General features: G+C 38.3%; 10 protein-coding genes. All 10 read right to left on the bottom strand.

The window, feature by feature from the left end:
- Nucleotides 1-14: 14 nt before the first annotated feature.
- On the bottom strand, nucleotides 15-629 hold the full coding sequence (locus ASG01_RS14335) for a deoxynucleoside kinase (RefSeq protein WP_055865121.1): 615 nt from the start codon (nucleotides 627-629) through the stop codon (nucleotides 15-17).
- Nucleotides 630-636: 7 nt separating this feature from the next.
- Nucleotides 637-1,554 carry a hypothetical protein gene (locus ASG01_RS14330; protein WP_185097246.1) on the bottom strand — a complete coding sequence of 306 codons (918 nt, stop codon included), beginning with the start codon at nucleotides 1,552-1,554 and terminating at the stop codon, nucleotides 637-639.
- Between the two features lie 44 nt (nucleotides 1,555-1,598).
- Nucleotides 1,599-2,624 (bottom strand): glutaminyl-peptide cyclotransferase, encoded by a 1,026-nt coding sequence (locus tag ASG01_RS14325; protein ID WP_055865117.1) that lies wholly within the window; start codon nucleotides 2,622-2,624, stop codon nucleotides 1,599-1,601.
- 87 nt (nucleotides 2,625-2,711) lie between these two features.
- Nucleotides 2,712-4,325 carry a Na+/H+ antiporter gene (locus ASG01_RS14320; protein WP_055865115.1) on the bottom strand — a complete coding sequence of 538 codons (1,614 nt, stop codon included), beginning with the start codon at nucleotides 4,323-4,325 and terminating at the stop codon, nucleotides 2,712-2,714.
- A 56-nt stretch (nucleotides 4,326-4,381) separates the two neighbouring features.
- A complete protein-coding gene (locus ASG01_RS14315; RefSeq protein ID WP_055865114.1) occupies nucleotides 4,382-5,056 on the bottom strand; it encodes a DUF2490 domain-containing protein in 675 nt (224 codons plus the stop codon).
- Between the two features lie 90 nt (nucleotides 5,057-5,146).
- Entirely contained in the window at nucleotides 5,147-5,596 is a 450-nt protein-coding gene (locus ASG01_RS14310) for a VOC family protein (protein WP_055865111.1), read from the bottom strand.
- Nucleotides 5,597-5,693: 97 nt separating this feature from the next.
- Entirely contained in the window at nucleotides 5,694-6,065 is a 372-nt protein-coding gene (locus ASG01_RS14305) for a VOC family protein (protein WP_055865108.1), read from the bottom strand.
- A 6-nt stretch (nucleotides 6,066-6,071) separates the two neighbouring features.
- The gene (locus ASG01_RS14300) at nucleotides 6,072-6,548 is read right to left on the bottom strand and encodes a hypothetical protein (RefSeq protein WP_055865344.1); all 477 of its coding nucleotides are present in this window, start codon (nucleotides 6,546-6,548) and stop codon (nucleotides 6,072-6,074) included.
- A 10-nt stretch (nucleotides 6,549-6,558) separates the two neighbouring features.
- Nucleotides 6,559-7,014 carry a DUF1569 domain-containing protein gene (locus tag ASG01_RS14295; RefSeq protein ID WP_055865105.1) on the bottom strand — a complete coding sequence of 152 codons (456 nt, stop codon included), beginning with the start codon at nucleotides 7,012-7,014 and terminating at the stop codon, nucleotides 6,559-6,561.
- A gap of 113 nt (nucleotides 7,015-7,127) precedes the next feature.
- A complete protein-coding gene (locus tag ASG01_RS14290; protein WP_055865103.1) occupies nucleotides 7,128-13,055 on the bottom strand; it encodes an alpha-2-macroglobulin family protein in 5,928 nt (1,975 codons plus the stop codon).
- Between the last annotated feature and the right edge of the window lie 41 nt (nucleotides 13,056-13,096).

The raw sequence follows: 13,096 nt of genomic DNA, 5'->3' as shown, positions 1-13,096 counted from the left end.
TGTTTAGTTTTGAATTAAAACAAACCGTTGAGTTCAGCATCAATTTTTTCAAGAATAAAGCCAAAATCTTCAGGTTTTTCAACAAAATCGAGATCATCGACATTAATGATCAGCAATTTTCCTTCTGTGTAGCCGGAAATCCACTTTTCATATTTCTGATTCAGCTTAGATAAATACTCAATGCTGATGCTGGCTTCGTATTCACGACCGCGCTTGTAGATCTTTTTTACAAGATTCGGAACATCAGATTTTAGATAAATCAAAAGGTCGGGCGCCGAAACGAAAGTTTTCATCAGCCCGAAAAGCGAATTGTAATTCTCAAAATCCCGGTCAGAGAGAAGTTTCATTTCATTAAGGTTTTCGGCAAAAATATGTGCGTCTTCGTAAATCGTACGGTCCTGAATAATGTTTTTTCCGCTCTCACGAATTTCTTTTACCTGCCGGAAACGACTTCCCAGAAAGTAAATCTGCAGTGCAAAACTCCATTTGCTCATATCAACATAGAAATCTTCGAGATACGGATTGCGGTCTACATCTTCAAACTGGGCATCCCAGCCATACTGTTTTGCCAACATCGTCGTCAGCGTTGTTTTTCCTGCTCCGATATTTCCTGTAACGGCAATGTGCATATCTGTTTTAGTCTTTTTGTTGTTGCGATGCGGGCTCTTTTTCTTCCTCGCGCAGTACTTTGTCGGTCTCCAGAATTTCTTCGATGATGCTTGCCGGCCGTTCTTCTTCTTTAGGTTTCAGACCTGTTTCAAAGCTTTTCGGAAAGCGGTTTTCATTAAGATCTCCTTTGGTGTAAAGATAAAGTTTGTTGCCTTTTATTTCAAAAAAAGCGAGTGAGTTTTTATCCACAATCTGCGTTTCAGGATCTTCAAAAATTTTCTGAAAACCATCTTCTGTGGTGTACAGAAATATTTTGCTGGCGCAGATTACGGCGATGCGCTCGTTCTCTCTTCTAAGTCTTCTCGCGTTTTCGATCGGTGCCTCAAAAAGTTTTTCAAACTTCAAATTGTACACAGAAAAAAAATCTTTTGAAATCATATACACTTTTCCTTCATAAATCAGAAGATCAATTAAATCTTCGATGTTCAGATTAAAAGGATATGCATTGATCGTCGTATCGTTCCTGAAATTATACTGAATAAGTCTTTTTGTACTTTCGTCGAGCAGCCAGATTTGCTGGAGATCTTCCGCATACGCAAACCGTATGAACGAAAATTTTTCTCTCAGATTGATTTTCTGAATTTCATTTAAATTCTGATCGACAAATTTCATTTCCTGAGCGTTTTCAGAAAAAACCGGAATGCTGAGCGGATTCTGTACATTCTGCACACGGTAAGGAACGGTAAACATCAGTTTCCCGAGCTGTCTTCCAACTGAATCGTACTTTGTAAAACTGAAATCTTTGTTTCTGTAGAGATACACATTTCCGTAATCATCGATCTGCATGTCTTTTACTTCCTTTAAATTTAAAGTGTCAAACGGGAGAATTTTCTGCGCAGAAAAAACCCCGGAAATTAAAACAAAAAAGAAGTATAAAACTCTCACCAGCAGTAGAAAATTATAGCGCTCCTTGGGAGCGCTATCTGTATTTATTGATTAATCCTGATTTCATAGATTTTTGGCCAGTTTTTTCCGGTAATCAGCATATTGTCACCTTTAAAAGCAATCCCGTTCAGTACAGCATCCTGGTCTTTGGTATGTTTATCTGCCAAAGTTTTAAAATCAAATCTGGCGACCACTTCACCGTTTGCCGGATTGATTTTCAGAATAATCGGCTTCTGCCAAACATTCGCGTAGATAAAACCTTTGTGATATTCCAGCTCGTTTACCATGTCATACACTTCAGAATTTCCGGCTACAGAGATGTATCGTACAATTTTGGAAGGATCATTGGCATTCAGGAAATAGATATTTTTTGTTCCGTCAGATACGATCAGATTTTTTCCGTCAGTCGTCGCGCCCCACCCTTCGCCAATCACATTCGGATACTGAAATTCTCCGATTTTCTCAAACGTGTTTTTATCATAAATGAATCCCATTTTCTGTTTATACGTCAGCTGATAAATTTTGTTTCCGATGTTTGCAATACCTTCCGAGAAAATAGAATCCGGCTGTTTTACTTCTTTTGAAACGGCTTCGCTGCCCAATTCGTACTTCATCAGCTTCGACGAACCTTCATGCCCAATGCTTTCATACACCGTATTTCCCTCCAGATAAAAACCTTCGGTAAAACTTTCGGTGCTGTGCGGATAATCGGCTGCGATCTCATAATTGATATTTTTCACCGGATTTTTAGCGAAAACATTAATCGTTGCATCCTGATTGAGCGTTTCGCCACCTTTTGTTTTGATATTAAAAGTCACCGCATTGTCGCCAAGTGTATAATATTTTGAATCGATGACCAGATCAGACGTTTCTTTGTCACCAAAACTGATTGTGATGCTTTCTGCATTGTCTGTCACCTCTTTTGGCAGCTGCAGTTTATCACCAAAATGATAGCCTTTGCTCTCCATAGAAGTGTTGTAATCTGCCAGCGTGTTGAGTATTTCTTTATCTTTATTGCACGCCACAAAAAGCATGAGTGCTGCGACGCCAACGATGATCTTCTTTTTCATTGATAATTAATATGGCTCAAAAATAGGAAAATTATTTCTCCCTGTATGTTTTAAATTTGATCTGATTACTTCCTGGCTGTTTTCAACTTAAGCATTTGAAAAGCCGGTAATTTTTGCTTCATCAAAATCAAGCTGCATTTCAACCGCCCGCAGAACATGATCGTCAAAAATTCGTTCACGTTTCAGGCGGTGAAGCTCATTGCGCTGTTCCTGAATGAGCTGGCGTGTCACGTCTTTGCTTTCGCTCATTGCAGCAGCATAATCTGCGGCAGACGCCATACATTGGGATTTATCCGTCATCATAACAAGTTCATTTGTAAGTCGGTTTTTCTGATGCTGTACCAAGCTGTTGGTTTCTGCCAAAGTGCCAAAATCGCTCTCGAGTTTCTGTAATGCCGACTGTTTTAATCTTTTTACCAAAATCACTTCCTGCTTTTCTTCCGGCAGTTCACTTCCCGACTCTTTCATTTTTAATAATTTTAAAAGTGGGGTGATCATCAAACCCTGTCCGACAAGCGTAATAAGAATGATAACAAACGTTACGAAAAGAATAATATTGCGATGCGGAAACGCTTCGCCATTTGGTAAAAACGCGGGAATTGCCAAAGCAGCTGCCAGAGAAACTACACCGCGCATTGCTGCAAAACTGATGATAAACGGTTCTCGCCAGTCAGGTCTTGGGGTCGTCGCCTGCATTTTTTTTGATAAAAACCAAGGGAAGTACATCACGGCATAACTGTATAAAATTCGGGTTAAAATAATCGCGCCGCCAATTACGATGCTGTACAGAATTCCTTCAGAAATTGAATATTCTTCCATTCCCGCAATCACAATAGGAAGTTCTAAACCGATCAGAATAAAAATAATCGTGTTCATTAAAAAAACAAGAACACTCCAGACACTTCCCGCCTGTATTCTTGTCGTATGACTCATGTAACAGTGCGAATTGTATGACATCACCAAACCGCCCGCAACAACGGAAAGTACACCCGAAAAATGAAAATGCTCTGCACCGACATACATAATGTACGGGACAATCAGCGTAAAAACGGTATCAATATTTGAGTTTGATGGAATCCAGCGGAGAAATTTACCAAAAACCAAACCTGTGGCGAGACCGATTGCAATACCGCCAATCGCCATGGTGAAAAAACTTCCGATCGCTTCTCTGAAAATAAACTGTCCGGAAATCACGGCTGCCAAAGCAAATTTAAAAACAATTAAACTCGAAGCATCATTAATCAGACTCTCGCCTTCTAAAATATTGGTAATCTTTTTCGGAATTTTCATGTGCTTTAAAACCGAAGTTGCGGCCACAGCATCTGGTGGGGAATTTACGCCACCCAAAAGAAATCCCATTGCGACTGTAAGTCCCGGAATGATTGATGATGAAAGATACGCGACAACAATCGAGGTGAGAAATACGAGACCAAACGCCATGGAAAAAATCTGTTTGCGCCATTTGTGAAAATCCTGCCAGGAAGTAAACCATGCCGCTTCAAATAAAATAGGAGGTAAAAAGATCAGGAAAACGAGATCAGGCTCAATTTCTATCGCGGGCATTCCAGGAATGAGACTCACAATAAGCCCGGCAATGACGAGAAATATAGGATAGGCAACTTTCAGTTTTTGGCCGATCAGCACAAGAATCATGACTGAAAGCAAAACTGCAATGCCAATGATAACGTAAGTTTGGATCATGATATTTTTGAATGAATGTTGAGTAAAAAGTTTGACATCTTACAGAAAATTTTAAATCAGTTTTTGGTAAAAGGTATATTGTTGTAAAATCCGATCTGTACCTGTCCCCGATTTTTATTTTCCTGAATCTGATTCATATATCCAGCTTCGATGCGCAGGTTTTTAGTGATCACGAAACCGAAAGCGCCATACACACGGTTCCGGTCGAAAACCGGACTGTCGAGATGCATGAAAATCTCGTTGTATGCCGAAAGATAAAAGGTTTTGGGCAGCATTTCTTTATTGGAAAGCGGAATATTAAGCCCGAAATAATAACGGGCCCGCATTCTGAAATCTTCCTCAAAAAAACGTTCTTCCAGACGGAAGCGGTGTTGAATATTGAATCTGCCAAATTTCTGCTTTGTAATAAACTGCTGGAAAAGCCGGTGCTCAATGTTTTCGGTTTTTACACCGTTTGAATATGGTTTGCTGAGAATAAAACCGTAACCGAGCAATACATTATTATTGTTTTCGGTAAGATCGTAACCAATTCCTGTACGAATCAAAAGCTGTTCAAGATCTCCGCCCGCATCAAAATTCCGGTATTGAATTTCATTATGAAAATTAAACTTTTCACTGATTTTATTATTTCCGAAATACATGTACCAGGCACCCACATCACTTTTCTGAGCAAATGAAGTGGAAAAAATCAACAAAAAGACTGCGGAGAATAGAGAATTTAGCTTTGTCATACAGTAGAACTTAATCTATTTTGACAATCATAATGCCAGAATCAATTTACATTATCTATGCAGTCTTTTTGTCATTTAAAAGAGATTTTGCTACGGATGCTGTTGCATTTTGGCAGGATCGTCATAGTTTACCATCCAGTTTACGCCAAATTTATCGGTAAGCATTCCGAAATAAGCGCCCCAAAAGGTATCTTCCATCGCCATCGTAACCTTTCCGCCATCGGCAAGACCTGCAAAAAGATGATCTGCTTCTTCCTTTGAATTGGCATTAATAGAGATCGCGAAGTTATTTCCCATTTTGAAACCTTCACGATGCTGACCGGTAATATCGCTTCCCATTATCGACGTTTCCTGCGAAACCGGAAGTGTGACGTGCATGATCTTATTTTTATCCGCTTCGGGCAATTCATAACCTTCCTGCGGCGGCATTTCTCCGAAAGTTCCCATGTATGGAATTTCTACTCCAAACACTTTCTGATACATTTCAAAAGCTTCTCTGCAGTCGCCATCGAAAGTCAGATACACATTTACTGCTGCCATATTTTTTGGTTTTTTTGGTTATTAGTTGTCGGTTTTGGTTGTAGGTTTTAGTAAAATTAATTATCAGAATTTATATCTTTTTATTTTAAATCAATACTCATCTGTGCTGATCGATGAGAATCATATTGCCGTCCGGATCTTTCAGAAAAATATGCTCAGGGCCGCTGGTGCTTTCGTCGGCTTCTTTTTCAAGCGTAATTCCTTCTGATTTTAATTTTTTCTGGATCTTGCGTACGTCATCAAACGCATCAATATTCTTGGCGTTTTCGTCCCAACCCGGATTAAAAGTCAGCATATTACCATCAAACATCGCCTGAAAAATTCCGATAATCGTAGAGCCGTTTTTCATGATCAGATAATTGCTGCTCATGTCACCGCCCATTTTTTCGAAGCCGAGTTTTTCGTAAAATTCTTTAGATTTCGTTAAATCTTTAACGCTGAGACTCAGCGAAAAAACGCCTAATTTCATATCCAATTAATTTTTGCCGTTACTGAATTCTGTTTTGTAATGCATGGTTTTATCATAACTTATCCAGTTTCCGTTGAATTTTATATCCTGATTTTCCGGCCGCTCGGTTTTTTTATTCCAGTTGAGTTTGTAGACAAATTTTCCTGTCAGTTTCCCCGAATGCGGACCGTTATTTTCTTCCGCAAAATCATAAATTCCGTAAATTATGCTTCGCTTCTTTCGGTCTTTGTATTCGGTAATAGTGATCGTTCCTTCAAATCTCATCGCCGTATTATCGACCACCGTAAATCCTGAAACATAATACTGCTGATCGTTTTTCCGGTTCTGCTCCGAAATATCAATTTTCAATGTCAGCTTTTTGCGTTCTTCCGAAATGCTGCCAATATATGGTTTGCCTTCATTTAAAAAGACTCTAGAAATATTTGGCATCTGCGCAGAAAGTTGCAAAGACAGAAAAATCAGGATAAAAAAGAAATTTTTCATCGCTGTAATTTTAAACGCCAAACTGGCTCAGATGATGATTGAGATGTTTCGCAAACATATTGTTCCATTCCTGCGCATTGAGTTTTCCGAAAGAAAAAGATTCTTTCCCGTCGAAAGCTGATTTGCCGAGTTGCTGCGTCTTTTGGATGTAACCGATCAGCCTTTTCTTTTCTTCGTCAAAGTTTTTTCTTTCTTTGATCAGAAACTGTGGAGCCGTTGGAGAATCGTGCGGATACGCCTTCTCTCCCACTACTTTTGGCTTCACAAATGTTTTCAGAATAAATTTAGCAATGGCACCCGGTTTTTTGTGTTTTTCCGGCTCATAAACCAGTTCGTACGTGATGCAGCAATGTGCAAGCATTTGGTCGACCGTCATTTTGCCCCAGTGGCCGTGCGTATCTTCCACAAGTTTGTTGATTCTGATGATATAATTTTGCGCCACTGCGGCATCAAAAACGTTTTCCATGGTTTATTTCTTTGCAAACAAATATAATCAGTTTTTGCTGTTTTAAAAAATTAGCGTAAACAAAAAATCTTCACCTTTTAAAGATGAAGATTTAATGTAATGATTGCTGTTTTTTAAGGCTGAATAATTACTGTCGAGCCTTTCGTATTCGCATTCATCTGCGGTGCGTAATAATTCTGAACGGTGGTAATTCCGTTCGAAAATTTACCGGAAGCATTGGCCACAAAATCGTACTCAAAAACATATTTTCCTTTTGGCATATATTCGATGTAGAAATTGGTTGACGCATCTTTTGTCGACTGATAATAACCCAAACCTGTTTTCCACTGATATCCGGAAATTACATCCAAAGGCTCAAAACCGGCGGCGCGCATATCTTTCACATGAATAAATTCCATGGCGCGATCGGTATTTATAATCATTCTCACTGTCACTTTATCACCGACTTTCAACAAAGTTGATGGTGTGATTTTCTGCAGTTCTTCACCGTTCACCGTTTTCACTTTTCTGTAAAGCTCTTTCGTTACGGACAGATAATTTTCAGTTGATTTTATCTTATCCAAATCTTCATAATACTGCCAGAATAATCCACCCTGCACAATTCCTGTGCCTGGTTTTCTAACTACTACTGTCGCCAAATTTCTATCAACTTCATCCGACGTTATGGTCTGTTTGATATAACCTGTCGCCGAAATTTGGTTTCTACCTTTTGCAAAATTTGGATTGGGTTTACCCCACAAAAATTCTGCTTTATCGCTGTCCGCCGAAGTCCAGGATTTCCCTGAATTTAAAATCGTGAAAATTACTTCTGCTGTTCCTCTTGAACTTCCCCATGAATTCACTTCCTTCTGCGTAATCAGCCAGATTTTCATTTCTTCAATAAATTTCTGATCGTTTGGCGTCAACGTATTGAAAGCTTCCAAAGCGCCCGCATGATTCACCACTTTTGATCTAAACCAGCCCCAGTCATCAAGATTCTGCTTCCAGTAAACGCCCTGCGTTTTGCTTTCCACAGAAGTTTCTTTCAAATATTTTAAAAATCTATCCGAAACATCTTTAAGTCCGTAATTGTTGGTCAGTAAAGCCATTCTGTGCAGTCCGTAGAAAGTAAAATCTGAAGTTTTTGCTGTTTTTGCCTGTTGTTTTACCAAAGTTTTCAGAGCCGCAACTTTTGAAGTAAACGGATATTCTTTTTCCCAGTAATTGCGAGCATCGAGATAATTTAAATATAAATCTGACAGCGCATTTTCTTTATTAAAAGGGCTTTTAGAAATCTCAGCATCAACATAAGCAGTCAGTTTTTTTACCAAATCTTTCTGATCTTCGTTTTCGTAATTTTTGATATTTTCTTTAAGCCAGAGATTCAGTTTGCCCAGATTTTTAAGAATATATAAAGACGTCGTCAGCGAGCTCGGATAACCGTTGTACCATGAAAATCCACCATCCGGATTCTGAAGTTTGGCAAAATCGTCCCAATCCTGTGACAGCGAATTTTTCATCGTGTTGGCATCAAAAAGAAGCGCCAGTTTCTGCATCTGCTCCGTTTCATTTTTGCTTTCCAAGATCCACGGTGTTTCGTCGAGCAAAATCTGTTTCAGTTCCTGATTTTTTTCCAGATTCGACATCAGTAAACCTTTGTTTTGATATTCATCAAAAACTGTTTTAATCTTCGGATTGGCTTTAAAAATTTCAGAAGCCAAAACATCTGCAAACCATTTATTAAAAATCACATCAGCCGAACTGTTTGTATCATTTTTCAGACTCGGTAGTGCAAACATAATTTCCCAAATAGGGTTCGTCGTGAGTTCCAAAGTATTTGAAACATTGGTAATAGAGGAAGAATTGGCATTTTTAAGATTCTCCAATACAAAAGTTTTCGTTTCGCCTTCTTTTACAAAAACAGGCACGGCTTCGGTTATCAGAATTCTGTTTGGAAGCACGGCAACTGCTATCTGTTCGCCGTCAGAATATTTTCCGGCTTTTGCCACTACTTTTAAAATGACCGAAGAAACATTTTTCGGAACGCTAATTTTCCAGCTTAAAGCCGAATTCCCGTTTTCTGCAAGACCAAAATTCTGCGCTGTCTGATTCAGACCAAACTTGGACGAAATATCTTCGTTTGTAAATGCATCCAAAATCTGCAGCTGTGCCGTACCGCTTAGTTTTTTATCGGTGAGATTTGAAAGTTTCGACTGCAGATTGAGCTCGTCACCTTCGCGCAGAAATCTCGGGTAATTTGGCGAAACGGAAAATTCTTTCTGTGTGATCACGTCCTTCTCCAAAACCGCTGCGCGCGCGTCTTTGGTGTGGGCCAGAAACATCAGTTTCCAGCTGGTAAGCGCTTCCGGCGAAGTAAATTCAAAATTCACATTTCCGTTAGCATCTGTTTTTAAATCGGGATAGAAAAAAGCGGTTTCATTTAGATTTTGCCGAACCGGGATTTTATTTAAATCTTCACCTGCGAAATCTTTGATAGGTAAGCCATCCGATCCATACTTAAAATTTTCAATATCAGTTAGTTGTCTCTTCTCCTCTTCGCTTAATTTTCTTCCAGAATTTAAAAGGTCGATTACATCATCATCTAATCTTAAGGACTGCAACCTCATAACAGGAGTTTCAACTTTTGCAGCTTTAACTGGTTCAGGAATTACATTATTAATAATTTGTATTCTTTCTTCACGCAGATATTTAAAATTAACATTTCCATCAAACCAAATAAATTCAGGCTCACTCAAATCAATTTCTGATAAAAACTTTACAGTCTTTGAATAATAACTTTCCGCAAGATTTTTTTCAATCGAGTACGATGCAAAATTTGTAAAATTTTGAGCCAGCTTCTCCCATTGATAAGTATTTACCGCAAACTGATCCAACGATTTATCGTACATATTTGCCAAAACTTCAGCATTAATTTTCTCTTTTCCTGTGATTTTTACTGACCACTTTTCTTTCGAATTCGGCTCAATTTTATCACGGAAAGTCACCGTCTCGATCTTCAGTTCATCCTTGATATCTTTAATTTTTAACAATGCGGATTTGGTTTGAATGTCATTAAATGCGGCAATCTGAAACTGCACATATAGCTGACTCACCTTTTCATCCTTCGGCGCCCGAACTTCATACTCCAAAACCCCGTTTTTCAACGTCAGAACTTCTGCTGTACTTTTGCCGGTTCCATCCTGTACAAAAACATTTACCAACGCATCAGGAATCGCGGAATAAACAAAGATTTTCTCCTTCTCTCCTCTTATAATCTCCTCGTTCGGAGCAACAACCGTAAGAAATGTTTTCTGAGCCGGACTCAGCATTTTTTTATTCCATACCGAGAAATTCTGCATTGTTTTTATGGTGTCTTTCCCTTCAATATTGTAGAGTTCGAGACGGTAATCGCCCGCCGGAAGTTTTCCTATATCAAGTGTTTTTTCGCTGCTGTTTTCTTTAGTAAAAATGATTTGTGACACCTTTCGGTTTTCTGCCGCATCATTTTTGTCGTAAAGATCATGCGGAAATTTGCTGATAAATTCTGATTTTGAAAACTTCGGTAAATCCTGAATCTCACTTTCAAAATTGCTTCTGAAGACTCTTTCCGCACCTTCCAGCTTAGAAAGTTTTGCCTGATACGTTTTCTTTAAATTCTGCTCGCTGTAATTTTTCGTTTCAACTTTCACCTCTATTTTCTCGTCATCAAATGCATTTTCAACCGCATCAGCTTTGATGAAATGCGTCACCGAAGCGACTTTCAGATTTGTATCTGCAGACTGAGTTTCTCCGCTGATGTCGGTCACAGAAGCATTTACTGCAAAATTATCAATCTGAATTCCCTCCACATTTTCATCTTTTTTAAGGTCGAGACGAATGGTAAATTCTCCTTTATCATTGGTTTTCGCTTCACCCAAAATCGAATTTTCATTACCGTAATCCTGCGGATACCACGGAAAATACATCCAGCGGATATTCTGTTTTTTGATTTCATAGTTTACGGTCACATTGCTGAGTGCAATTCCGGAAAAAGTCATTGCTTTTCCTTTCAGCTCGATGGTTTCGCCATATTTGTACTCGCTTTTTACAGGCTCAAAAGTCACTTCAAACTTCGGACGCTTGTATTCTTCAACCTGAAAATATTTGTAAGCTTCTGCATTTCCATTGGTTACCAAACTAAAATTACCGTTGAGTTTTCCTTTCGGCAAAATAAAACTTCCGTGATATGACCCAAACTCATTCGTCGTAAAATCCTGCGAAGAAATATCCTGTCCGTTGACATCTTTTAAGGTGATTTTCTGTTTAATTCCTGCGAAAACGCTTTCCTTTTGCTGATCTATTTTTGTATTAATTACTTTAAAATAAACCGTTTGGCCGGGACGGTAAATCGCGCGGTCGGTAAAAATCTGAGCTTTTGTACGAATATTATTTTCCGGCTCGTCATTTTGTTCTGCACGGTTTCCGTAAATATCCATGAGCTGAAAAGAATTACTTTTCGACTGATAAATCAGGTAATTCCGGTAATAATCTTTATTCTTAGAATCAGGAAAACGGAATACGCCATTTGCATCGGTTTTACCTGAAAATTTACTTAAGATCTTATCATTTCCGCTCTCATAAAAAACCAAATCTTCATTGCTTACAGATTTCCCGTTTTCAGCGTTAATGAGTTTCATTTCGTTATTAAAACTGTACGCATTTTCCTTTTTCTGATAAATAATAGAATTATCTGAAACCAGAAACCAAAACTGTCGCTGGTTCGACTCATCTTTTGAACCGGCATCATTAGAAATAATATATTCAGCCAGATAAATTCCGGCAGGCAGCGGTTTTATTTCCATTGAAGTTGTATGATTCTGGTAATCTTTCGCATCCGGCAAAGAAAAATTTTCAGTTTTGACCAACGATTTCTTTACTTTCTCGAAAGCATTGTTATACGGACTTCTGGAGTAATTCAAAAAATTCTTTATATCATCTTTCACCTCAAAAATTTTCAGAGAGAAAGCGGAAAGATTCTTGGCCTCTGCAACCAGATGAATTGGTTTGTTCGGCTGAGTTTGCTGTTCAAATTTTAAAACCAGCGAAGCATTCGTAATCTGATTTTCAATGTTTTTTAAATTTTTCAGGAAGGGCGATTTTGGATATTGCTTTTTAACCGAATCTGCCAGTTCCAAAGCTTCTTTCTGCCGGTTTTTCGCCACAAGTTCATTCATGATTTCCTGAGCAATCAATACTTTATAGTCGCCTTCTACACGACTTTTCATCAGCGTCTCAAGCTGCGCGAGTTTATTTTTGCATTCATTAACAAAACAACTGCTGTTCATTTTCTGATGCATGTAATACAGCTTCGCATTGCCGGAATTTCTAGTAATTAAATCATCGTAAATTTCATTCACCTTGACTTTATTTTCTGCAATCTCGTTTTTGGTAAACAATGCGCGGTCAGATAAAAAAGTGATTTTCTTAAGCAGATACCAGTCTTTCAGCGTCGGAAAATAGTCTGAATTTTCGGTGTTGTACAGTACATTTTTATAATCAGACAATTTAATTTTCTGCATCGCATCAACCTCCAAATCGAGATTTTTGAAAGAATTACTTAGATAATTTTTAAAATCAAGTTTGCTCCACGTTTCAATCTGAGAAACATCCTGCGAATTAATATTTGTCAGCCTGTTGATTTTCCACTGATTTTCGCTGTAATATTCGGTCACAAAATCGTTCAGCAAAACGTTATAAAATAGCAGATCATTGCCTTTCATTTTTTTTTCTGTCTGAATTAATTTTGCGAAAAATCTTGATGCAGAATCATTTTTTTCATCGTCTTCTGTCTGATTGACAACCGAAAATTCCGCCTTCAGCGAACGGATGAGCTGTACTGCATTATTATCTTTCATAGCCTGATTTTTTATGGCAGAAATGATCGGCAGATTGCTTTTGTACAATCCCTTTTCTGCATTCTGACTGATTTTTTTCCATTGTGCGTCGTAGTATTTCTGGGCAAAAATGGCATTGCTTACGATGAGCATTACTACGGATAAGATGATTTTAAAAAATCTTTTCATAGAGATTTGTTTGTCTTTTAGAAATTTATGGAATATTCGAA

The sequence above is a fragment of the Chryseobacterium sp. Leaf180 genome, from assembly GCF_001424585.1.
Classification (GTDB): Bacteria; Bacteroidota; Bacteroidia; order Flavobacteriales; family Weeksellaceae; genus Chryseobacterium.
Note: the sequence above shows the minus strand (reverse complement) of the source record. Positions and strands in the feature narration are given on the sequence as shown.

What these genes read in the sequence shown, in the direction of transcription:
- ASG01_RS14335 (WP_055865121.1), bottom strand. Translation starts at nt 629, where the DNA reads ATGCACATTGCCGTTACAGGAAATATCGGAGCAGGAAAAACAACGCTG.
- ASG01_RS14325 (WP_055865117.1), bottom strand. Translation starts at nt 2,624, where the DNA reads ATGAAAAAGAAGATCATCGTTGGCGTCGCAGCACTCATGCTTTTTGTG.
- ASG01_RS14320 (WP_055865115.1), bottom strand. Translation starts at nt 4,325, where the DNA reads ATGATCCAAACTTACGTTATCATTGGCATTGCAGTTTTGCTTTCAGTC.
- ASG01_RS14315 (WP_055865114.1), bottom strand. Translation starts at nt 5,056, where the DNA reads ATGACAAAGCTAAATTCTCTATTCTCCGCAGTCTTTTTGTTGATTTTT.
- ASG01_RS14310 (WP_055865111.1), bottom strand. Translation starts at nt 5,596, where the DNA reads ATGGCAGCAGTAAATGTGTATCTGACTTTCGATGGCGACTGCAGAGAA.
- ASG01_RS14305 (WP_055865108.1), bottom strand. Translation starts at nt 6,065, where the DNA reads ATGAAATTAGGCGTTTTTTCGCTGAGTCTCAGCGTTAAAGATTTAACG.
- ASG01_RS14300 (WP_055865344.1), bottom strand. Translation starts at nt 6,548, where the DNA reads ATGAAAAATTTCTTTTTTATCCTGATTTTTCTGTCTTTGCAACTTTCT.
- ASG01_RS14295 (WP_055865105.1), bottom strand. Translation starts at nt 7,014, where the DNA reads ATGGAAAACGTTTTTGATGCCGCAGTGGCGCAAAATTATATCATCAGA.
- ASG01_RS14290 (WP_055865103.1), bottom strand. Translation starts at nt 13,055, where the DNA reads ATGAAAAGATTTTTTAAAATCATCTTATCCGTAGTAATGCTCATCGTA.